Raw genomic sequence first — 21,849 nt, forward strand, 5'->3', positions numbered from 1 at the left:
CTCACCTGTCCTACTCGCCCAGGACACCCATCTGGAGGCGCGACTCGTCACCAGCGCCGTGTTCTTCGCGGTCGGGACCGGGCTGATCCTCCATGTACGGCAGTCGCTCACGCGGGAACTCCGGCAGTTGCGCCGGGTCGCGGGCGCCGCGATCGGCGGTGACCTGTACGAGGTCGTCGCCACCGAGTACGGAGTACGGGCCGTGATGGGCGACGTACGCGGGCACGGGATCGGCGCGCTGGGAACCGTGGCCGCCGTGCTCGGCTGCTTCCGCGAGGCCGCCCACGACGAGAAGGACCTCGGCGGCGTACTGCGCCGGCTGGAGCGGGCCCTGGACCCACCGTAGGTCTGGGGTTTCTGGGGCACGGTGACGCGCTCTTCCTCTTCACGGACGGCGCGCAGGACGCGCGGGACGCCCGTGGCCGGTTCTTCCCCTGACGACGTCGCCCTGATGGTCGTCACCAACAGCCGGGACACGTCCCTCGGGGGCGCGGGGAACCGCGCGACGGGCCAGGAGACACCCGCAGCCGGCAACGCGCCACTGACACAACGGCGATGACCAGCCCGGCCCGGCCGGCGGAGCCGTCCGCCCCGCCACGGAGTGTCGGGCAGGCGGCCGGGCGGACGGCGGAAGCGGGCCGCCGCACTGTACGAGGGGGAGCCGGCGGCCCGGCCGGCCTCTTGCGAGGCATTTCAGTCAACCGGTCGGCGACGCAGAGCGACAGCGCGCACACAGCGCGGATTCGAGCACTCCGTTCACACCCCGTGTGAAGGCGGAACCACTACGCTGACCGCACCGAGCCACCCGGGGGGCCCACATGCAGCCCAACACTCTGCTCGACGCGATCCTGGACGAGGCGGGGATCTCGCACGCGGGGCTGGCCGCACACGTGAATCAGGCGGGACGGGCACGAGGCCTGTCCCTGCGCTACGAACACACCGCCGTCGCCCGGTGGTTGAAGGGGCAGCGCCCCCGGGGCCAGGTGCCCGACCTCATCTGCGAGGTGCTCGCCGCCCGGCTGCAACGGCAGGTCACCCTCGACGACATCGGCCTCGGCGTGCCCGGCGAGCCGTCCGCCCCGCACACCGGCTCGCTGTCCGGGTTCGTCGAGCGGGCCACCGCCCTGTGGCGCTCCGACCAGCAGCAGCGCCCGCACATCCTGGGCGCGCCCGCCCTCACCGGCACCCCCGCCGTCATGCCGTGTGGGAGTGGGAGAACCCGCCCGAGGACGTCGACGTCTCCCGCGGCGGCAGACACCGCGTCACCCCCGGCGACCTGGAGATGCTGCGGGCCGCCCGTACGCACTACGAGCAGATGTACCGCAAGGCCGGGGGCATCGCGACCCGCGCCCGGATCGTCGGCTTCCTCAACGCCGAGGCCGCCCCGCTGCTGCGCGGCAGCTACACCGACGAGATCGGCCGCCAACTGCACCGGGCCACGGGCGGGTTGGTGGCCGTCGCCGGCATCTGCGCCTACGACTCCGACGCGCACGGGCTCGCCCAGCGCTACTTCCACCAGGCCCTGCGGCTCGCCAAGGCCAGCGGCGACCGCGGGCTCGGGGCGTATGTGATCGCCCTGCTCGTCAACCAGTCGCTGTTCATGCGGGAACACCGGCAGGCCGTCGCCTTCGCGGAAGCCGCGCTGCGGGCCGCCGGCAAACACATCACCCCGGCGCTCGCCTCCGACCTCTACGCGATGCAGGCCAAGGCGTACGCGCACCTCGGTGACGGCGGCAGTGCCCTGTCCTGCATCCGCCGGGCCGAGCAGGCCGCCGAGCGGATCCGGCGCGGCTACGAGCCCGACGAGACCGGCTATGTCCAGCCGGGCCTGGTCAACGTCCAGGTGGCGGAGGCGCTGCTCAGCCTCGGGGAGATCGCGGCCGCCGGGGAGCACGCCGCGGCCGCCGTCGACAACCCGGCGCACGACCGGGGCAGGGTGCACCGGCTGGCCATGCTCAGCACCATCGAGCTGCGGCAGGGCAACGCCGACAAGGCCGTGGCCATCGCCGTGCAGATGGCCGAGCAGGCCCGTGGCATGGAGTCCCAGCGGCTCCGCGACCGGCTGCGCGCGGTGCGCGAGCACCTGGTGCGCAGCGGGTGCGCGGGCACGGCCGAGGCCGCCGAACTCATCGACGGAGCCCTGCGCGTACCGTTGTAGACGAGGGCGGCGGCGTCCGCCTGATCCCGAGCCGCCTCCTGTGCGCCTGCTGTCACTACGTCCCTGCTGCGATATTGCCCCTTACTCGACGGAAGGTGGCAGAACCGTGCAGTGGACGAAACACAACGAACAAAGTGTGTACTCAAACCGCTGGTTCAGCGTCAATCTCGCGGATGTCGAACTACCGGACGGCCGGCACCTCGACCACTTCCTCATACGGCTGCGGCCCGTCGCCGTGGCCACGGTGGTGAACGAGGCCAACGAGGTGCTGCTGCTCTGGCGGCACCGCTTCATCACGGACAGCTGGGGGTGGGAACTCGCGGCGGGAGTGGTCGAGGACGGCGAGGACATCGCCCGTGCGGCCGCCAGGGAACTGGAGGAGGAGACCGGCTGGCGGCCGGGACCCCTGCACCACCTCATGAGCGTGGAGCCGTCCAACGGACTCACCGACGCCCGGCACCACGTGTACTGGGCCGACGAGGGCGAGTACGTCGGACACCCCGTGGACGACTTCGAGTCGGACCGCCGGGAATGGGTCCCCCTCAAGCTCGTCCCCGACATGGTCGCCCGCGGCGAGGTCCCGGCCGCCAACATGGCGGCCGCGTTACTTCTGCTGCACCATCTCAGGCTCGGTCAGGACACCTTGCCCTGAACTAGCGTCCCAGTGCCTGCCAGATCGCTACGACGAGGGCACCCACGGCGGTGAGGGCGGCGACCGCGGGCAGCGGCCAGCGCGCGTGTTCCAGGGTGTGGATCCGGGTGTTGAGTTCCTCGATCTCCTTGGCGGTCTCCTCGGTGCGGTGGCTGAGCAGTGCCAGGCCGCCCTCGACGCGGGCGTACGCCACATCGAGGCGGCGTCGTAACTCTGCGAGTTCTCCATGAACGACGGGATGCTCGGGATCGGCGGTCACGAGTCCGCTCCTTTCCGTAGTCGTTTCACATCCCTTGCACACGCATGAGGAGTCAACTCGCCTGGTGGGCGCCTGGGGAGAGTGTGCGGAGGGCATATGCGAGCCCGCCGCGCACACGGTGTGTGAATGCCGCGGGCCCGGCACCAACTCAGGTGCCGGGCCCGTCGGTTGGCCGAAATCTGACCGACCGTAATCGGCCTGTGGGGGTACTCGGGCCGCATGACGAAGGAGCAGAAGAACGCGGCGTACGCGCTGGCGCTCTACGCGCTGTTGGCCGTGGTGTTCCGGTTCTCCTCCGGCGGGCAGGGATGGGGCACGGCGCTGCTGCTCGCTCTCGTGGCCACTCCGCTCGCGCTGTGGATGGGATGGCTGCGCCGCCGGCTCAACGAGCAGGCGGTGGAATGGGGGCGCCGCCGGGCCCGGCCGTGGCCCGAGGAGCGGCGGCGCTGAGGTGGGGCCTGACCCGGGCGGTCAGCCGTACGTGTAGAAGCCCGAGCCCGTCTTGCGGCCCAGGCGGCCCGCGTCGACCATGCGCTGGAGCAGCGGGGGAGCGGCGTACAGGGGCTCCTTGTACTCCTCGTACATCGACTGCGCGACCGAGGCCACCGTGTCCAGGCCGATCAGGTCGGACAGCTTCAGCGGGCCCATCGGGTGGGCGCAGCCCATCTCCATGCCGTTGTCGATGTCCTCGCGGCTGGCGATGCCCGTCTCGAACATGCGGATCGCGGAGAGCAGGTACGGGATCAGCAGCGCGTTGACCACGAAGCCGGAGCGGTCCTGGGCGCGGATCGCGTGCTTGCCCAGCAGCTTCTCCGTGAACAGCTGGGCACGGCTGAGCGTGCCCTCGGACGTGGTGAGCGCCGGGATCAGCTCGACGAGCTTCTGCACCGGGGCCGGGTTGAAGAAGTGGATGCCGATGACCTGGTCGGGCCGCGCGGTCGCCACCGCCAGCTTCACCAGCGGGATGGAGGAGGTGTTGGAGGCCAGGATCGCGTCCGGCCGGGTCACGACCTGGTCGAGCACCTGGAAGATCTCGGTCTTGACCTGCTCGTTCTCGACGACGGCCTCGATCACCAGGTCACGGTCGGCGAACTCGCCGAGGTCCGTGGTGAAGCTCAGGCGGGCCTGCGTGGCCTGAAGCTCCTCCTCGGTGATCTTGCCGCGCTCGGCGGCCTTGGCCAGGGAGTTGTACAGCCGGGTGCGGCCGATCTCCAGGGCCTCGCCGGTGGTCTCGGCGACCATGACGTCCAGGCCGGCCCGGGCGCACACTTCGGCGATCCCCGCGCCCATCTGACCGCAGCCCACGACTCCGACGCGTGCAATGTCTCCCGCTGGGATGTCCGTCACATCGTCCCTTTCGCTGCTGATCCACGACCGGGCAGGTTCGCCGGGTCCCGGTGCCTGCTCCGTTCGTGCACGTTACTCCCAAGTATCGATGATCGATCGCGGGGGTCGGGTCCGCGTCGGGCATGCTGGGCCCGGAGCGATCCGCGACCGGGCGGATCCGCGGCTTTTTGGGGCATGCGGATGGGACGAGTGTCACGCAGGGCGTTCGCGGTGGCGGCGCTGTCGGCTTTCACGATGATGCCTCCGGCGTCGGCCGCGCCCGGGCACAGGGGCGGGGCGCCGGCCTCGCAGATGCGGGGCGTCTGGCTCGCGACCGTGGCCAACCGGGACTGGCCCTCGAAGCCGGGGCTGACCGCCTCGCAGCAGCGCTCCGAACTCCTCACCCACCTCGACACGGCCGTCCGCAACCGGCTCAACACCGTGTTCTTCCAGGTCCGGCCCGCGGCGGACGCCCTGTGGCCCTCGCCCTACGAGCCGTGGTCGCAGTACCTCACCGGTACCCAGGGCAAGGACCCGGGCTGGGACCCGCTGGGCACGGCCGTCGAGGAGGCCCACGCCCGGGGTCTGCACCTGCACGCCTGGTTCAACCCGTACCGGGTGGCGGCCCACACCGACCCGACCCGGCTCGCCGCCTCGCACCCCGCCCGGAAGAACCCGGAGTGGGTGGTGGCGTACGGCGGGAAGCTCTACTACAACCCGGGGCTGCCCGAGGTCCGGGCCTTCGTGCAGGACGCGATGCTCGACGCGGTGGCGAAGTACCCCGTCGACGGCGTCCACTTCGACGACTACTTCTACCCCTACCCCGTGGCGGGCGAGAGCTTCGACGACGACGCGGCCCACGACGAGTACGGCTCCGGCTTCCCGGACCGGGCCGCCTGGCGGCGGGACAACATCGACCGGCTGGTGCGGGAGACGGCGGCCCGCATCAAGGAGGTCCGGCCGGGCGCCCGCTTCGGCATCAGCCCCTTCGGCGTGTGGCGCAACGCGGCGACCGACCCGCTCGGCTCGGACACGCGGGCGGGCGTGCAGACCTACGACGACCTGCACGCGGACACACGCAGGTGGGTGCGCGAGAGCTGGATCGACTACATCGTCCCGCAGCTGTACTGGAACATCGGGTTCGCCGCCGCCGACTACGCGAAGCTCGTGCCCTGGTGGGCGGAGGTCGCGCGCGGCACCTCGACGCAGCTCTACGTGGGGGAGGCGCTGTACAAGGCCGGCGACCCCGCGCAGCCCGCGGCCTGGCAGGACCCGGCCGAACTGTCCCGGCACCTGACGCTCGCCGCGGAGCACGCGCAGGTGCGCGGGCACGTCTTCTTCGCCGCCAGGGACCTGGCGGCCGATCGGATCGGGGCGATGGCGAGGGTGGTCGCCGACCACTACGGGCAACCGGCGAACCCCCCGCGCTGAATCACGGCCCGGTGGTGGTCTCCCGGTGGCGGATCTCGGTGTCGGGTCCCGGTGAGCACACGCCCTCGTGCCCGTCCTCGAACCGGACGCGGTACGGGGGGTTGCCCTCCTCGCCCAGCACCTCGACGATCTCGCCGACCTTGTCGTGCTGACCGACCACCCTGCCGTGCTGGACAAGCTGGTCGCCCACGGTTGCGCGCATCTGGGGCCTCCTCACGATGTGCGGAGCAGCGGTCCGTGGCCTTGAGTCTACGGCGGGGGACGCGGGTCGGCAGGGGCCGTGCAGCGCCCTGCTCAGCCGCGCGCCCGTTGTGTGACGGCGATGCAGACCAGCACCGCGGCGGCCGTCAGCGGGGCGGCCACCGTCAGGTGCTCGCCCAGCAGCAGCACCGACCACACCAGTGTGAGCAGGGGCTGAGCGAGCTGCAACTGGCTGGCCTTCGGGATGCCGATGGCCGCCATGCCCCGGTACCAGACGACCAGTCCGAGGAACTGCGAGCCCGCAGCGACCCAGAGCAGCCCGGTGACGCTGTGCGCGGTGAGACGCACGGGTTCCTGCGCCAGGGCCAACGCGGCCACGGGCACGGCCAACGGCAGGCACAGCACCAGCGCCCAGCCGATGACGTGCCAGCCCGGCATGATCCGGGCCAGCCGGCCGCCCTCGGTGTAGCCGGCCGCGCACACCAGCAGCGCCGCGAAGAGGTACAGGTCGGCCGTGGTCAGCTCACCGCCGCTCTGCTGCACGGTGAAGGCGAGCACCGCCGCCGCGCCCGCGAGGGCCGCGATCCAGAAGGTCCGCGAGGGCCGGGTGCCGACGCGCAGGGCGGAGAAGAGCGCGGTGGTCAGCGGGAGCAGGCCGACCACGACGGCGGCGTGCGCGGTGGTCGAGGTCTCCAGCGCGAGCGTGGTCAGCAGCGGGAAACCGAGGACGACACCGGACGCGACGACCACGAGGCCCGGCCAGTGGCGGCGGGCGGGCACCGGTACGCGCAGCACGAGCAGGGCACCGCCCGCGATCACCGCGGCCAGCACGCTTCTCACGGCGACCAGCGACCAGGGCCCGAAGCCCTCAAGCCCCCAGGCGGTGGCCGGGAACGTCAGGGAGAAGGCGACGACACCGAGCGCGGCCTGGAGGGTGCCGAAGCCGGGGCGATCCCGGCCCGGGGTGGCGACTGCTATCGGGGGTGCGGTAGTAGCGCTACTCTGTGCTCTCATGCAAGAGCGTAGCAGTGTGCGTGAACTGGCGGAACAGTTGCGGCGAGAGCTCGACCGCTACTCTCCTGGTGGAAAGCTGCCGTCGAGTCGGGACCTCGTCGAGCGGTTCCGGGTGAGCCCGGTGACGGTGTCGCGGGCCCTGGCGCAACTCGCCGCCGAGGGGCTGGTCGTCACCCGGCCCGGCGCGGGCGCCTTCCGTGCCCGGCCCCGGACGGCACCCGCCCCCGCCGGAGACACCTCCTGGCAGGAGGTCGCGCTCAGCGCGGACGGCGCCGCCGACCTCGTTCCGCGCTCGGTGGACGCCTCCGGGGTGCTGGTGTCGCTGGCCGCCCCGCCGCCCGGCGTGGTCGAGTTCAACGGCGGCTATCTGCACCCCTCGTTGCAGCCGGAGCGGGCGATGGCCGCGGCCCTCTCCCGCGCCGGACGCCGTCCCGGAGCCTGGGGGCGCCCGCCCATGGAGGGGCTTCCCGAGCTGCGCGAATGGTTCGCGCGGAGCATCGGCGGCTCCGTCACGGCCGCCGAGGTGCTGGTCACCGCGGGCGGACAGTCCGCGCTCACCACCGCCCTGCGCGCCCTCGCCCCGCCCGGCGCCCCCGTCCTGGTCGAGTCGCCGACCTACCCCGGCATGCTCGCCATCGCCCGTGCGGCGGGCCTGCGCCCGGTGCCCGTCCCGGTGGACGCCGAGGGCGTGCGACCGGAGCTGCTCGCCGACGCGTTCCGGGCCACCGGCGCCCCGGCCTTCGTGTGCCAGCCGCTCTTCCAGAACCCCACCGGTGCCGTGCTCGCGCCCGAGCGGCGCGCCGAGGTGCTGCGCATCGCCCGCCGGGCGGGGGCGTTCGTCATCGAGGACGACTTCGTACGGCGGCTCGTGCACGAGGACGCGGGGCCGCTGCCGCGCCCGCTGGCCGCCGCCGATCCCGACGGCGTCGTCGTCCACGTCTCCTCGCTGACCAAGGCGACCTCGCCGAGCTTCCGGGTCGGCGCGCTGGCCGCGCGCGGCCCGGTGCTGGAGCGGCTGCGCGCCATCCAGGTCGTCGACACCTTCTTCGTGCCCCGGCCGCTTCAGGAGGCCGCGCTCGAACTCGTCGGCTCGCCCGCCTGGCCGCGCCACCTGCGGGCCGTCTCGACGGAGCTGAAGGCACGCCGGGACGCGATGACCGCCGCGCTCGCGCTGCACCTGCCGGACCTCGCGCTGCCGCACGTGCCGTCCGGCGGCTACCACCTGTGGCCGCGCCTGCCCGAGGGCACGGACGAGGCGGCCCTGGTCGCGGCCGCCCTGCGCGCCGGCGTCGCGATCACCCCCGGCCGCCCCTACTTCAGCGCCGAACCGCCGGCCGCCCACATCCGGCTGAGTTTCGCGGCGGTCGCGGGCACCGGCGAGATCTCGGAAGGGGTGCGGCGGCTGCGGACGGCCCGCGACGAGGTGCGGCGATAACCGCTCGACGCGTCTTGCGACGGCCTGCGAGCATCCCTCCATGAGCGCCACGCCGAGCCTGCCCGAGGGCTACGAGATCTCCACCGACCCCGCCCGCGTCGACGCCGAGCGCGTCCACCGCTGGCTGTCCACCGACGCGTACTGGGCGCTGGGCCGCCCCCGCGAGAAGCAGGACCGGGCGATCGAGGGCTCGCTCAACTTCGGCGTGTACGACGCGGTGTCGGGGGAGCAGGTGGCGTACGCCCGGGTCATCACGGACCGGGCGACCTTCGCGTGGCTGTGCGACGTGTACGTCGACCCGTCGGTGCGCGGCAAGGGCGTCGGCACCGCCCTCGTGGCGGCCGTACGGGACGAGCTGCGGGAGTACGGGGTGCGGCGCGTCCTGCTCGCCACGCACGATGCCCACGGGGTCTACGCCAAACACGGATTCGCGGCGCTGGAGCGGCCCGAGGACTGGATGGCGCTCGTCTTCGGCCCGTGAGGGCCGATGCACCCTGGGTAACTCCCTGGTAACACCTCTTGACCTGCACACTTGCGGGACGCACGATCCCCGCATGCCACTGAGGGTCACGTTCGTCGCCGCCGCGCGCAGCGCACCGCTGCTCACCGAGCGTTTCGAGGACGACCGGCCGCTGGACCAGGCCGGCTGGGGCGAGGTGGAGCGCGTCGCACACGAACTCCTGCCGCTCGCCGCCGCCGAACTGCGCTACTGCTCGCCGACCCCGCGCAGCCGGGCGACGGGAGAGGGGCTCGGGTACGCGCCGCTGGTGCAGCTCGGCCTGCGCGACTGCGACATGGGCCGGTGGCGCGGGCTCACCCTGGGCGAGGCGATGGCCCGGGAACCGGCGGCCGTGGACGCCTGGCTCGCCGACCCGCACGCCACACCGCACGGCGGTGAGTCGCTGGTCGACTTCATCACCCGCGTCGGCGGCTGGCTCGACACCCGGCCCGTCGAGGACGGCTGCCGGGTGGTGGCGGTGGCCGAGCCGTCCGTGATCCGGGCCGCGCTCGTGTACGCCCTGAAGGCACCGCCCTCGACGTACTGGAACATCGACGTCCGCCCGCTGTCGACGACCACGGTGACGGGCCGCGCGGGACGCTGGAACCTGCGGTTCGACGGCGCGTCGGCGCAGCCTTCGCGGGCTTAGCGCGTCCGTCGGCGTGCGCGTCGGCGGTGTGTCCGCTCAGGCCTCGCGCACGTAGTCGGTGCGCAGGACGAGGTCCTTCGCGGGCCCGCGGACCCGCCACACCGTCCGCCAGTGGTCCGGGTCGCGGACGGTGAACTCGCCGCGGTAGAGGTCCGCCGCGCAGGGGTGGTCGGCGACATGCCGGCCGGACGACAGGTCCAGGTCGTGGAACGGCCGCCCGTCCGCGAACCGCACGTCCGCCGTGCCGCCCGGGCCCGGCAGGAACCGCAGCGTCCGCTCGGCGGGCCGGGCGACGCCCTGCCACACGAAGGTGCCGGACTCGTGGTGCAGCAGCCCGCCGTTCTCCCGCGCCTCGAAGAGGGTGCTGCCGGTGAACTCGCCCTCCGCGCCGCTCGAGAGATCCCGCACCGACCGCGTCACGCGCCAGCGCCCGGCCAGATACGCCAGGACGTCCGGCACTGGCCAGAACTCGCCCATTCCGTACCGCTCTCCGTCCCAGCCGTTGCTGCGCGACCCATTGACGCGCACCTGCCCCCTCCCTATCTTGCCGTTCGAAGTGCTGATCAATGTCTGATATTTCGAACACTCCCTAGAGAGCCGCGGAGTATCCATGCCACGCACCGCCCGCACCCGATGGAGAGTCGGCCTCACGGCCACCGCACTCCTGACGGCGGCAGCCCTCGTACCGGCCCCCGCGCACGCCGAGGACATCACCGACTACGCGATCACCGTCGACCCGTCCGGCCAGGGCGCGAAGATCGACGACACGATGTACGGAGTCTTCTTCGAGGACATCAACCGGGCCGCCGACGGCGGTCTCTACGCCGAGCTCGTGCAGAACCGCTCCTTCGAGTACTCCACCGCCGACAACGGCTCCTACACGCCCCTGACCTCCTGGACGGTCGGCGGCACGGCCCAGGTCGTGAACGACTCCGGGCGGCTCAACGAACGCAACCGCAACTACCTTTCCCTGGGTGCCGGTTCGACCGTCACGAACGCCGGCTACAACACCGGCATCCGGGTCGAGCAGGGCAAGAAGTACGACTTCTCCGTGTGGGCCCGCGCCGAGAGCGGCAGCACGCTCACCGTCTCGCTGAAGGACGCCGCGGGCAGCCTGGCCACCGCCCGCCAGGTCGCCGTGAAGGGCGGCTGGGCCAAGTACAAGGCCACCTTCACCGCGACCCGCACCAGCAACCGCGGCCGGCTCGCCGTCGCCGCCACGAACCCGGCCGCGCTCGACGAGGTGTCGCTGTTCCCGCGCGACACCTACAAGAACCAGCCGAACGGCCTGCGCAAGGACCTCGCCGAGAAGATCGCCGCCCTGAAGCCGGGCTTCGTGCGCTTCCCCGGCGGCTGCCTGGTCAACACCGGCTCCATGGAGGACTACAGCGAGGCCTCGAACTGGCAGCGCAAGCGCAGCTACCAGTGGAAGGACACCATAGGCCCGGTCGAGCAGCGCGCCACCAACGCCAACTTCTGGGGTTACAACCAGAGCTACGGCCTCGGCTACTACGAGTACTTCCGCTTCTCCGAGGACATCGGCGCCATGCCGCTGCCTGTCGTCCCCGCCCTGGTGACCGGCTGCGGCCAGAACAAGGCCACCGACGACGAGGCGCTGCTCAAGCGGCACATCCAGGACACCCTCGACCTCATCGAGTTCGCCAACGGCCCCGCGACCTCCACCTGGGGCAAGGTCCGCGCCCAGATGGGCCACCCCAAGCCCTTCCACCTGACCCACATCGGGGTCGGCAACGAGGAGAACCTCCCCCGCGAGTTCTTCGCCCGCTTCGAGAAGTTCCGGGCCGCCATCAAGGCGAAGTACCCGGACATCACCGTCATCTCCAACTCGGGCCCGGACGACGCCGGCACGACCTTCGACACCGCCTGGCAGCTCAACCGCGAGGGCAAGGTCGACATGGTCGACGAGCACTACTACAACAGCCCGAACTGGTTCCTGCAGAACAACGACCGCTACGACTCCTACGACCGCAAGGGCCCCAAGGTCTTCCTCGGCGAGTACGCCTCGCAGGGCAACTCCTGGAAGAACGGCCTGGCCGAAGCCGCGTACATGACCGGCCTGGAGCGCAACGCGGACATCGTCAAGCTCGCCTCGTACGCCCCGCTGCTCGCCAACGAGGACTACGTCCAGTGGCGGCCGGACATGATCTGGTTCAACAACCGGGCCTCCTGGAACTCGGCCAACTACGAGGTCCAGAAGCTGTTCATGACCAACGTCGGCGACCGCGTGGTCCCCTCGAAGGCCACCACCACGCCGAACGTCAGCGGCCCCATCACCGGAGCCGTCGGCCTGTCGACGTGGGCGACCAGCGCCGCGTACGACGACGTGAAGGTCACATCCGCGGACGGCTCGACGCTGCTCAGCGACGACTTCTCCGGCGACGCCTCGAAGTGGACCACCAGCGGCCGGGGCAGCTGGAGCATCCAGGACGGCCAGTACGTCCAGAGCGACACCGCCGCCGAGAACACTATGGTCACGGCGGGCGACCCGGCCTGGAAGGGCTACGACCTGCATGTGAAGGCCACCAAGAAGTCCGGCAAGGAGGGCTTCCTCGTCGCCTTCGGCGTCAAGGACACCGGCAACTACTACTGGTGGAACCTGGGCGGCTGGAACAACACCCAGTCCGCGATCGAGCAGGCCGTGGACGGCGGCAAGGGCACGCTGCTGACGAAGGCCGGCTCGATCGAGACGGGCCGTGCCTACGACATCGACATCAAGGTGCGCGGCCGCCAGGTCACCCTGTTCCTCGACGGCAAGGAGTGGGGCAGCTTCACCGACGACAAGCCGGCCGAGCCGTTCCGCCAGGTCGTCACCCAGGACGCGAAGACCGGTGACCTGATCGTCAAGGTCGTCAACGCCCAGTCCGCCGAGGCCCGCACGGCCGTCGACCTGGGCGGCGCCAAGGTCGCCTCCACGGCCCGCGTGACCACGCTCGCCGCCGACCAGGACGCGGTGAACACGGAGACGGACACGCCGGTGACGCCGGTGACGTCCACGTTCCGGGGCGTGGCCGCGAAGTTCAGCTACACGTTCCCGGCCAACTCCGTGACGTTCCTGAGGATCAAGCAGAGGTAGTACCCGCTTCCCGTCGTGGGCCGCTGTCCTCCGGGCAGCGGCCCACGCGCGCGTAGCGACCGACGAGATTGCATAAACGTGCAGCGAAACGTATAGTCATGCTCTCTGAGGAGGAGGATTCCATGGCGGTACGTGCGGCAGTGGCCGGAGCGAGTGGATACGCGGGCGGGGAACTGCTGCGTCTGCTCCTGGCGCACCCCGAGGTCGAGATCGGCGCCCTGACCGGCAACTCCAACGCCGGGCAGAAGCTCGGTGCGCTCCAGCCGCACCTGCTGCCCCTGGCCGGCCGAGTGCTCCAGGAGACCACCCCCGAGGTCCTCGCCGGGCACGACGTCGTCTTCCTCGCGCTGCCGCACGGGCAGTCCGCCGCCGTCGCCGAGCGGCTCGGGCCCGATGTACTGGTGATCGACATGGGGGCCGACTTCCGGCTGGCGGACGCCGCCGCCTGGGAGAAGTTCTACGGCTCACCCCACGCCGGAACCTGGCCCTACGGCCTCCCCGAACTGCCGGGTGCCCGCGCTGCGCTGGAGGGGTCCAAGCGCATCGCGGTACCCGGTTGCTACCCCACGGCCGTGTCGCTGGCCCTCTTCCCGGCCTACGCCGCCGGCCTGGCCGGACCCGAGGCCGTGATCGTCGCCGCGTCCGGCACGTCCGGCGCGGGCAAGGCGCCCAAGCCGCACCTGCTGGGCAGCGAGGTCATGGGGTCGATGTCCCCGTACGGCGTCGGCGGCGTGCACCGGCACACGCCCGAGATCACCCAGAACCTCAGCGCGGCCGCCGGCGGGCCGGTCTCCGTGTCCTTCACGCCGACCCTCGCGCCGATGCCGCGCGGCATCCTCGCCACGTGCAGCGCGAAGGCGACGGACGGCGTCACCGGCGAGGTGCTGCGCTCCGCGTACGAGAAGGCCTACGCCGACGAGCCCTTCGTGCACCTGCTCCCCGAGGGGCAGTGGCCCGCCACGGCGTCCGTCCACGGTTCGAACGCCGTTCAGGTGCAGGTCGCGTACGACGAGGCCGCCGGACGGATCATCGTGATCAGCGCCATCGACAACCTCACCAAGGGCACCGCGGGCGGTGCCGTCCAGAGCATGAACATCGCCCTCGGTCTCGACGAGACCACCGGACTGACGACGATCGGAGTTGCGCCGTGAGCGTGACGGCAGCGAAGGGATTCACGGCGGCGGGCATCGCCGCCGGGATCAAGGAGAACGGCAACCCCGACCTGGCCCTCGTGGTCAACGACGGCCCCCGCCGCGCCGCCGCCGGCGTCTTCACGTCCAACCGTGTGAAGGCCGCCCCGGTGCTGTGGTCCGAACAGGTCCTGAAGAGCGGCCAGGTGTCCGCCGTCGTCCTCAACTCCGGCGGCGCCAACGCCTGCACGGGGCCGAAGGGCTTCCAGGACACGCACGCCACCGCCGAGAAGGCCGCCGAGGTCCTCGGGCGGGGCGCCATCGAGATCGCCGTCTGCTCGACCGGCCTCATCGGCGTCCTGCTGCCGATGGACAAGCTGCTCCCGGGCGTCGAGCAGGCCGCCGCGTCCCTGAGCGAGCACGGCGGGGAGAAGGCCGCCATCGCCATCAAGACCACCGACACCGTCCACAAGACGTCCGTCGTGACGAGGGACGGCTGGACCGTCGGCGGCATGGCCAAGGGCGCGGGCATGCTCGCCCCCGGCCTCGCCACCATGCTCGTCGTCCTCACCACCGACGCCGACGTCGACGGCGAGACCCTGGACAAGGCCCTGCGCGCCGCCACGAAGGTCACCTTCGACCGGGTCGACTCCGACGGCTGCATGTCCACCAACGACACCGTGCTGCTCCTGGCCTCCGGCTCCGCCGGCGTCACCCCGGCGTACGAGGAGTTCGCCGAGGCCGTACGGCAGGTCTGCGACGACCTCGGCCAGCAGCTCATCCGGGACGCCGAGGGCGCCAGCAAGGACATCAAGGTCGAGGTCGTCAACGCCGCGACCGAGGACGACGCCGTCGAGGTGGGCCGCTCCATCGCCCGCAACAACCTCCTCAAGTGCGCCATCCACGGCGAGGACCCCAACTGGGGCCGGGTGCTCTCCGCGATCGGCACCACGTCCGCCGCCTTCGAGCCCGACCAGCTCAACGTCGCCATCAACGGCGTCTGGGTCTGCAAGAACGGCGGCGTCGGAGAGGACCGCGAGAAGGTCGACATGCGCTACCGCGAGGTGCACATCGTCGCCGACCTCGCCGCCGGGTCGGAGACCGCCACCATCTGGACCAACGACCTCACCGCCGACTACGTCCACGAGAACAGCGCCTACTCCTCATGAGCACCACGCGTAAACACACCGCGCTCCCCAAGGCACAGATCCTCATCGAGGCGCTGCCCTGGCTGGTCCGGCACAACGGCAAGACGGTCGTCATCAAGTTCGGCGGCAACGCCATGATCGACGAGGACCTCAAGGCCGCCTTCGCCCAGGACGTCGTCTTCCTGCACCACGCCGGCCTCAAGCCGGTCGTCGTGCACGGTGGCGGCCCGCAGATCAGCGCCGCCCTCGACCAGCACGGCATCGTCAGCGAGTTCAAGGCGGGCCTCAGGGTGACCACCGAGGACGCCATGGACGTCGTCCGGATGGTGCTGGCCGGCCAGGTGCAGCGCGAGCTGGTCGGGCTGCTCAACCGGCACGGACCGCTCGCTGTCGGCCTGACGGGCGAGGACGCGCACACCATCACCGCCACCAAGCACCAGCCGGAGATCGACGGGGAACTCGTCGACATCGGCCGGGTCGGCGAGATCACCGCGATCGACACGGGCGCGATCGAGGCCCTGCTCGCCGACGGCCGCATCCCGGTCGTCTCCTCCATCGCCCGCTCCCAGGACGACGGACATGTCTACAACGTCAATGCTGATACGGCGGCTGCGGCACTCGCTGCTGCACTGGGCGCCGAAACCCTCATGGTCCTCACGGACGTCGAGGGACTCTACGAGGACTGGCCGAACAGCGACGAGGTGATCAGCCGCCTCACCGCCTCCGAGCTGGAGCGGCTGCTGCCGGACCTGTCGTCCGGCATGGTGCCCAAGATGGAGGGCTGCCTGCACGCCGTGCGCAACGGCGTGACCACCGCCCGCGTCATCGACGGCCGGGTCCAGCACTCGATCCTGCTGGAGATCTTCACCGACGAGGGGATCGGCACGATGGTCGTGCCGGACGAGAAGGGGGATACCGCATGACCGGCAACGCGGAACTCGGCGAGCGGTGGCAGGGCGCGCTCATGAACAACTACGGCGCCCCGCTGCTGCCCCTCGTCCGCGGTGAGGGCACCACCGTGTGGGACGCCGACGGCACGCGCTACCTCGACTTCGTCGGCGGCATCGCGACCAACGCCCTCGGCCACGCCCACCCGGCGATCGTCGAGGCCGTCAGCACCCAGATCGGCACCCTCGGCCACATCTCCAACTTCTTCATGGCCGAGCCGACCGTCGCCCTCGCCGAGCGGCTGCTGCGGCTCTTCGGCCGGGACGGCAAGGTCTTCTTCTGCAACTCCGGCGCCGAGGCCAACGAGGCCGCCTTCAAGATCGGCCGGCTGACCGGCCGGACGCACATCGTGGCCACCGAGGGCGCCTTCCACGGCCGGACCATGGGCGCCCTGGCGCTGACCGGCCAGCCCGGCAAGCGGGAGCCGTTCCTGCCGCTGCCCGGTGACGTCACCCACGTGCCGTTCGGCGACGCGCAGGCCCTGGCCGCCGCGGTCACCGAGGAGACCGCGCTCGTCATCGTCGAGCCGATCCAGGGCGAGCTCGGCGTGGTCGTCCCGCCGGCCGGCTACCTGAAGGCCGCCCGGGCGATCACCGCCGCGAACGGGGCGCTCCTCGTCCTCGACGAGGTGCAGACCGGCATCGGCCGGACCGGGCACTGGTTCGAGTACCAGGCCCACGAGGGCGTGCTGCCCGACGTCGTCACCCTGGCCAAGCAGCTCGGCGGCGGCCTGCCGCTGGGCGCGACCGTGGCTTTCGGGCGGGCCGCGGAGCTGCTCCAGCCGGGCCAGCACGGGACGACGTTCGGCGGCAACCCCGTCGCCTGCGCCGCCGGGCTCGCCGTCCTCGACACCATCGAGAACGAGGGGTTGCTGGAGAACGTCAAGCGGCAGAGCGAGAGGTTGCGCGACGGAATCGAGGGCCTCGGCCACCAGTTGATCGATTTCGTCCGGGGTGCGGGTCTCCTGCTGGGTATCGTGCTCACCGAGCCGCTCGCGCCCCAGGTGCGCCAGGCGGCTCAGGAGGCCGGATTCCTGGTGAACGTGCCCGCCCCCGATGTCGTCCGGCTGATGCCGCCGCTGAACCTCCGCGACGACGAGGTGGACGCGTTCCTGGGCGCACTGCCCGGCATCCTCCAGGCAGCGAACGGGGACGGACGATCCGGGGAATGAGACGACGATGAGCCAGGCGCAGGACCACGAGCAGCCGGGGGCGAACGGGCCCGCCGTGCCGCAGACCCGCACCGCACGCCACCGCCGGATCGTGGACATCCTCAACCGGCAGCCGGTGCGGTCGCAGAGCCAGCTGGCGAAGCTGCTCGCCGACGACGGGCTGAGCGTCACGCAGGCGACGCTCAGCCGGGACCTGGACGAGCTGAACGCGGTGAAGATCCGCAACACCGACGGCGACCTGATCTACGCGGTGCCGAGCGAGGGCGGTTTCCGCACGCCGCGGGCCCCGCTCGGCGGGTCGGCGAAGGAGGAGCGGATGCGGCGCCTCTCGCAGGAGCTGCTGATCTCCGCGGAGGCGTCGGCGAACCTCGTGGTCCTGCGCACGCCTCCGGGGGCGGCGCAGTTCCTGGCCTCGGCCATCGACCAGGCCGAACTGCACGACATCCTGGGGACGATCGCCGGTGACGATACGTTGCTGCTGATCAGCAGGGAGCCGACGGGTGGGCAGGCGCTGGCCGACCATCTGCTGAGGCTGGCGCAGAACGGGCACTGAGGTTCGTCCTTCGGGCGCGGGTGCGCTGTGGCCGTTCGCGCAAGTTCCGCGCCCCCGGGGGCCGGTCACCCGAGCCGCGTGGCCAGGCCCCCCGTGCACCGCACCTCGTCACCGGCCGTGATCAGCAGCGCCTCCACGTCCGGCAGGGACTCCAGCCACTCCAGGCCCTCGCGGGAGCCCATCGCGAACGCCGCCGTGGCCCAGCAGTCCGCCCAGGTCAGGCGAGGTGCCACCACCGTCACGGCGACCAGGTCCGTCACGGCCGAACGCCCGGTGCGCGGGTCGACGATGTGCGTCCCCCGCTCGGCCGTACCGGACGTGGCCACGGAGAGCTCGTCCGTACCGGCCGCGGAGATGACCGCCGCCAGGCCGCCCGGGCGCAACGGGTCCGAGACGCCGACCCGCCAGGGCCGCTGCCCTCCCGGCCTCCCGAGGAGCTGGACGTCGCCGCCGCCGTTGAGGTTCACCCCGCACACCCCGGGCACCTCCGCCAGCCGCCGTGCCGCCCGCTCGACGGCCCAGCCCTTCACGATGCCGGTCGGGTCGAGGCGGCCCTGGTACGACGTGCTGAACCAGCCGTCGCTCAGCCGTTCCGCCTCGGCGGCCAGCTCCAGCACCTCGGCGACCTCGGGATCGCACTCCCCGACGGTCAGCTCACCGCGCTGCAGACGGGAGACCTGGCTGTCCTCGCGGTACGTGCTGAACACCTCGTCGACCCGGTGCAGCCCGGCCACGACCTCGTCCAGGGCCGCGCGTACGGCGGCCGGTTCCCCGCCGCGGACGTCGAGGGAGAAGACGGTCCCCATCGTCTCCTCCGCATGACGTACCGCGGCGGGAGCCTGAGCGGAGTCGGCCACGGCGTCAGCCACCGGCCTGGTCCAGCGCCGACTGGAGGGACTGCTTGTAACCCGCGCTGGTGTAGGTGGCCCCGGAGACGGAGTCGATCTGAGCGTTCCCGGCCGCGACGGCGGCCTGGTTGAGGCGGGGGACGGAGCTGGAGGTGATCTGGTCGCTGCGGCCGCCCTTGGGGGCCTGGACGGCCTCGGCCTTGGTGATCTTCCCGCCCGTGACGGTCACCCGCACCTGGACGGGGCCGTACTGCGTCTGCGCCACGCTGCCGGTGAGCGTCTGCGTCTGTGGCTGCGCCGCCTGACCACCGCCGGAGCCCGCGGCCTGCGACGAGCCGCCCCCGGCCGGGGCCTTGTCCAGGGCGGACTGGAGGGACTTCTTGTAGCCCGCGCTGGTGTACGTCGCCCCGGACACCGCGTCGATGTCCGCGTTCCCGGCCGCGACGGCGGCCTGGTTGAGGCGGGGGACGGAGCTGGAGGTGATCTGGTCGCTGCGGCCGCCCTTGGGGGCCTGGACCGCCTCGGCCTGGGTGATCTTCCCGCCGGCGACGGTGATACGGACCTGGACGGGGCCGTACTGCGTCTGCGCGACGTCGCCGGTCACGGTCTGGGCGCCGCCCGAACCCTGCGCGGCGCCGCCCGCGGCCCTGGCCTTGTCCAGGGCGGACTGGAGGGACTTCTTGTAGCCCGCGCTGGTGTACGTCGCCCCGGACACCGCGTCGATGTCCGCGCTCTGTGCGGCGACCGCCGCCTGGTTGAGGCGGGGCACGGAGCTGGCCGTGATCTGGTCGCTGCGGCCGCCCTTGGGTGCCTGGACCGCCTCGGCCTGGGTGATCTTGCCGTTGGCCATGGTCAGGCGGACCTGCACCGCGCCGTACTGCGTCTGCGCCGCGTCACCGGTGACCGCGCCGTTCACGCCGCCCTGCGGGGCCTGCCCGGCGGCCGCCGGCGGGACCTGGCCGCCCGCGGCCTGGGCGGCGCCCGGGTCGGAGGCCGGCTTCAGGGACAGCAGCAGCACGATCCCTGAGACGGTGGCTGCGCCGGCGAGCACGGCACGCCGGACGGGGTGAGACTTCCTCATCGTTTCCCAAACTCCTGAAGGGCCGTTGGTGTCCCGTCGCTCACATCTCGAACGACTCGTGATGGATACGGCGGGCGGGGACTCCCGCACCGCGCAGTGCCTCGTAGACCGACTGCGCGAAGCCGGGCGGCCCGCACATGAAGACGTCGTGGTCGCCGATGTCCGGGATCTTCCGCTGGAGGGACTCGGCGGAGATGTCGGGGCGTTCGCCGTCCGGGCTGTTGACCGCGTACATCAGCCGCGCGCCACGCTCGTCGGCGATCTTGGCGAGTTCGCCCCACAGGGCCAGGTCCTGGGTGCTGTTGGCCCGGTAGAGGAGCGTGATGTCACCCGACGCGCCCGGCAGCGTCTCGAACAGCGCCCGCATCGGGGTGATGCCGACACCGCCCGCGACGAGCAGCACCTTGCCGCGGCTGCGGCGCTGCGCGGTCATCGCGCCGTACGGGCCCTCCGCCCACACCCGGGTGCCGGGCGTCAGCTCGCGCAGCCGCTCGGTGTGGTCGCCGATCGCCTTGACGGTGATCCGCAGCATGTCCGGGCGGGGCGCCGCCGACAGGGAGTACGGGTGGGAGCTGAACCGCATGCCGGGCGCCATGAAGCGCCAGCGGAAGAAGTGCCCGGCCTCCGCGCCCATCCGGTGCAGCTTGCGCCCGCCGATCAGCACGGACACGATGCCCGGGGTCTCCTCGATGACCGCCTCGACCCGCATGCGGTGCCGCAGGTTCAGCCGGATCGGGGTGAGGATCCGGTACCAGACCACCAGCGCGGTCACCACGCCGTACAGCCCGTACCAGAAGGTCTTCGCGGTGGGCTCGACGGCGAACTCGTTGCCGGTCGTGATCTGGTGCCAGAACGTCATGTACACCGAGGCGTACGTGAGCAGGTGCACGTGGTACCAGGTGTCGTACCCGATCAGGCGCCGGACACCGCCGATCGACAGGATCCCGATGAGGAACAGCAGACCGGTGCCGATGGCCGCCTTGCCCATGTCGGGCAGCTGGTTGACGGAGTCGATGGTCTGCTGGACGACGTCGCCGAGCCCCTTGCCCGCCTGGAGGGCGTAGCCCCACATGGTGAGGAAGACGTGGGCCAGGACCAGGCAGAGCGTGTAGCGGCCGGTCATGGCGTGCCAGCGGGCGACCCGGTCGGTGCCCACCCGGCGCTCCAACGCGGGGACCCGCGCCATCTGGAGCACCACCAGCGCCATCAGGTAGCCGGCGAGCAGACCGGTGATCCGGCCCGCGGCCAGGATCTTGCTCGTGGTGTCCGCGAGGGACGGTGTGTTGTCCCACCACAGCCACAGCACGGCCGCCGCACCCGCCCACAGGGCGATCAGCAGCGGTACGGCCGGGGAGCGGCGCGGGCGGATGCGGCGCATCGTCTGGCGGCGGGCGGCACGGCCGCCTGCGAGCGTGGTGGTCACGGTTCCTCCGTGGGGACTTGACCCTTGGCCCACAGATACGTGCCGGGACACGGGAGTGTTCAGTCGCTCACGGAGTCGTGCGGGGACAGCGGTGACCGTTGGTAACACTGGCCCGGCGACCGGCCCGTCACAGGCGGGTGAGGGCCGTGCTCCCGTTCTCGGTGCCCACGGCGATGTGCGGCCGCCGCGCCGGGTCGGCCCAGGTGAGGATCCGTCGCATGGCGTCCTTCGGCACGGAGACGCAACCCGCCGTCGCCCCGCGCCCGTTGACATGGAGGAAGATGCCCGCGCCGCGCCCCCGCACGGGACGCTCGTAGTTGAAGCCGATGACGAGCGCGTGCGCGTACCGCTCGCCGTACGTGATCAGGTGCTCGGACTCGGCGGCCCGGCAGTCGGCCGCACGGGGCTCGCTCCAGCGGTTGTAGGAGCGGGAGTCGTTGTCCTGGCACCACCAGGAGTCCCGGTGCACCCGGCGGTACGGGTACGCCGTCCCGCGCGGCGCCGCCTCGATGCCGAAGGCGTACGGCAGGCCGTACAGGCCCGTGGGCGTGGTGTTCGTGCCCTGCTCGCGGGAAGCGCCCGGGGCGAGTCCGTTCGCTCCGAAGCGGGCCGGTGCGGAACCGGTCCTCACCCAGCGCCCGCCGGTGCGGTCCCACCAGGTGACGGTGCCCGTCGTCGAGCTCCTCCTCGGGGCCACCGCGGTGATCAGCTGGGTGCCGCCGCCGGTGTCCGCCATCCGGGCCGGCAGCGGCGGCGGTGCGGGGACGGGCGGCCCGGCGCCGAGCACGACGAGGGAGCAGACGGCGAGGGCGACGGCACCGGGGCGCAT

21 protein-coding genes and 2 pseudogenes are annotated in these 21,849 nt (G+C 71.9%); 14 read left to right on the forward strand and 9 right to left on the reverse strand.

From position 1 onward, the window contains the following. Positions 1-31 precede the first annotated feature (31 nt). From ACSUPV_RS33120 to ACSUPV_RS33130, 3 genes and pseudogenes are all read left to right on the forward strand, one after another. A pseudogene (locus ACSUPV_RS33120) lies at positions 32-334 on the forward strand (SpoIIE family protein phosphatase); the annotation flags it as partial. A gap of 484 nt (positions 335-818) precedes the next feature. Beyond that, positions 819-2,158 (forward strand): annotated as a pseudogene (locus ACSUPV_RS33125) (transcriptional regulator). Positions 2,159-2,264: 106 nt separating this feature from the next. After that, positions 2,265-2,810 carry an NUDIX hydrolase gene (locus ACSUPV_RS33130; protein ID WP_031114688.1) on the forward strand — a complete coding sequence of 182 codons (546 nt, stop codon included), beginning with the start codon at positions 2,265-2,267 and terminating at the stop codon, positions 2,808-2,810. 1 nt (position 2,811) lies between these two features. Here ACSUPV_RS33130 and ACSUPV_RS33135 read toward each other — a convergent pair whose 3' ends face one another. Further along, on the reverse strand, positions 2,812-3,069 hold the full coding sequence (locus tag ACSUPV_RS33135) for a hypothetical protein (RefSeq protein ID WP_037760511.1): 258 nt from the start codon (positions 3,067-3,069) through the stop codon (positions 2,812-2,814). A gap of 219 nt (positions 3,070-3,288) precedes the next feature. On the opposite strand from ACSUPV_RS33135, the gene ACSUPV_RS33140 reads away from it, so the two are divergent. Beyond that, positions 3,289-3,519: a hypothetical protein gene (locus tag ACSUPV_RS33140; RefSeq protein WP_436949108.1), complete on the forward strand. Its 231-nt coding sequence runs from the start codon at positions 3,289-3,291 to the stop codon at positions 3,517-3,519. A gap of 21 nt (positions 3,520-3,540) precedes the next feature. Here ACSUPV_RS33140 and ACSUPV_RS33145 read toward each other — a convergent pair whose 3' ends face one another. Next, entirely contained in the window at positions 3,541-4,416 is an 876-nt protein-coding gene (locus ACSUPV_RS33145) for a 3-hydroxybutyryl-CoA dehydrogenase (protein WP_031114692.1), read from the reverse strand. Between the two features lie 180 nt (positions 4,417-4,596). Between ACSUPV_RS33145 and ACSUPV_RS33150 the strand changes: the two genes are divergently transcribed. After that, positions 4,597-5,826: a family 10 glycosylhydrolase gene (locus ACSUPV_RS33150; protein WP_031114694.1), complete on the forward strand. Its 1,230-nt coding sequence runs from the start codon at positions 4,597-4,599 to the stop codon at positions 5,824-5,826. A 1-nt stretch (position 5,827) separates the two neighbouring features. On the opposite strand, the gene ACSUPV_RS33155 is transcribed toward ACSUPV_RS33150, so the two are convergent. Together ACSUPV_RS33155 and ACSUPV_RS33160 are read right to left on the reverse strand one after the other, a co-directional pair. Then, positions 5,828-6,028, reverse strand: coding sequence for a DUF1918 domain-containing protein (locus ACSUPV_RS33155; protein ID WP_031114695.1), 201 nt, complete (start codon positions 6,026-6,028; stop codon positions 5,828-5,830). Positions 6,029-6,120: 92 nt separating this feature from the next. Beyond that, positions 6,121-7,041 carry a DMT family transporter gene (locus tag ACSUPV_RS33160; RefSeq protein ID WP_382616841.1) on the reverse strand — a complete coding sequence of 307 codons (921 nt, stop codon included), beginning with the start codon at positions 7,039-7,041 and terminating at the stop codon, positions 6,121-6,123. Here ACSUPV_RS33160 and ACSUPV_RS33165 point away from each other — a divergent pair. The 3 genes from ACSUPV_RS33165 to ACSUPV_RS33175 all read left to right on the forward strand — a co-directional run bounded on the left by ACSUPV_RS33165 (position 7,040) and on the right by ACSUPV_RS33175 (position 9,624). Further along, a complete protein-coding gene (locus ACSUPV_RS33165; RefSeq protein WP_436949109.1) occupies positions 7,040-8,476 on the forward strand; it encodes a PLP-dependent aminotransferase family protein in 1,437 nt (478 codons plus the stop codon). The genes ACSUPV_RS33160 and ACSUPV_RS33165 overlap by 2 nt on opposite strands. A gap of 40 nt (positions 8,477-8,516) precedes the next feature. Beyond that, entirely contained in the window at positions 8,517-8,957 is a 441-nt protein-coding gene (locus ACSUPV_RS33170) for a GNAT family N-acetyltransferase (RefSeq protein WP_037760518.1), read from the forward strand. 73 nt (positions 8,958-9,030) lie between these two features. Next, positions 9,031-9,624, forward strand: coding sequence for a histidine phosphatase family protein (locus tag ACSUPV_RS33175; RefSeq protein ID WP_031114701.1), 594 nt, complete (start codon positions 9,031-9,033; stop codon positions 9,622-9,624). 36 nt (positions 9,625-9,660) lie between these two features. On the opposite strand, the gene ACSUPV_RS33180 is transcribed toward ACSUPV_RS33175, so the two are convergent. Beyond that, entirely contained in the window at positions 9,661-10,101 is a 441-nt protein-coding gene (locus tag ACSUPV_RS33180; protein WP_037760521.1) for a DUF6314 family protein, read from the reverse strand. A 133-nt stretch (positions 10,102-10,234) separates the two neighbouring features. On the opposite strand from ACSUPV_RS33180, the gene ACSUPV_RS33185 reads away from it, so the two are divergent. The 6 genes from ACSUPV_RS33185 to ACSUPV_RS33210 all read left to right on the forward strand — a co-directional run bounded on the left by ACSUPV_RS33185 (position 10,235) and on the right by ACSUPV_RS33210 (position 17,668). Further along, entirely contained in the window at positions 10,235-12,718 is a 2,484-nt protein-coding gene (locus ACSUPV_RS33185; RefSeq protein WP_436949110.1) for an alpha-L-arabinofuranosidase C-terminal domain-containing protein, read from the forward strand. A 122-nt stretch (positions 12,719-12,840) separates the two neighbouring features. Beyond that, entirely contained in the window at positions 12,841-13,869 is a 1,029-nt protein-coding gene (gene argC, locus ACSUPV_RS33190; RefSeq protein ID WP_436949111.1) for an N-acetyl-gamma-glutamyl-phosphate reductase, read from the forward strand. Next, positions 13,866-15,017, forward strand: a complete 1,152-nt coding sequence (gene argJ / locus ACSUPV_RS33195) for a bifunctional glutamate N-acetyltransferase/amino-acid acetyltransferase ArgJ (protein ID WP_031114706.1) — start codon at positions 13,866-13,868, stop codon at positions 15,015-15,017. Before argC ends, argJ begins: the two co-directional genes overlap by 4 nt. Continuing rightward, positions 15,014-15,919 (forward strand): acetylglutamate kinase, encoded by a 906-nt coding sequence (gene argB / locus ACSUPV_RS33200; protein ID WP_359785681.1) that lies wholly within the window; start codon positions 15,014-15,016, stop codon positions 15,917-15,919. The genes argJ and argB overlap by 4 nt, the downstream gene beginning before the upstream one ends. After that, positions 15,916-17,115, forward strand: coding sequence for an acetylornithine transaminase (locus ACSUPV_RS33205; RefSeq protein ID WP_436949112.1), 1,200 nt, complete (start codon positions 15,916-15,918; stop codon positions 17,113-17,115). The genes argB and ACSUPV_RS33205 overlap by 4 nt, the downstream gene beginning before the upstream one ends. 7 nt (positions 17,116-17,122) lie before the next feature. Continuing rightward, positions 17,123-17,668 carry an arginine repressor gene (locus tag ACSUPV_RS33210; protein WP_031114708.1) on the forward strand — a complete coding sequence of 182 codons (546 nt, stop codon included), beginning with the start codon at positions 17,123-17,125 and terminating at the stop codon, positions 17,666-17,668. Between the two features lie 65 nt (positions 17,669-17,733). Here ACSUPV_RS33210 and ACSUPV_RS33215 read toward each other — a convergent pair whose 3' ends face one another. From ACSUPV_RS33215 to ACSUPV_RS33230, 4 genes are all read right to left on the reverse strand, one after another. After that, positions 17,734-18,537, reverse strand: a complete 804-nt coding sequence (locus tag ACSUPV_RS33215; protein WP_436949113.1) for an FAD:protein FMN transferase — start codon at positions 18,535-18,537, stop codon at positions 17,734-17,736. Next, positions 18,530-19,597, reverse strand: coding sequence for an FMN-binding protein (locus ACSUPV_RS33220; RefSeq protein WP_436949114.1), 1,068 nt, complete (start codon positions 19,595-19,597; stop codon positions 18,530-18,532). Before ACSUPV_RS33220 ends, ACSUPV_RS33215 begins: the two co-directional genes overlap by 8 nt. Before the next feature lie 40 nt (positions 19,598-19,637). After that, positions 19,638-21,020 carry a ferredoxin reductase family protein gene (locus ACSUPV_RS33225; RefSeq protein WP_031114713.1) on the reverse strand — a complete coding sequence of 461 codons (1,383 nt, stop codon included), beginning with the start codon at positions 21,018-21,020 and terminating at the stop codon, positions 19,638-19,640. Between the two features lie 127 nt (positions 21,021-21,147). Beyond that, positions 21,148-21,849, reverse strand: a complete 702-nt coding sequence (locus tag ACSUPV_RS33230) for a L,D-transpeptidase family protein (protein ID WP_359785669.1) — start codon at positions 21,847-21,849, stop codon at positions 21,148-21,150.

It is taken from the genome of Streptomyces sp. SudanB52_2052 (assembly GCF_964272415.1).
In the GTDB taxonomy this organism is placed as follows: Bacteria; Actinomycetota; Actinomycetes; order Streptomycetales; family Streptomycetaceae; genus Streptomyces; species Streptomyces olindensis.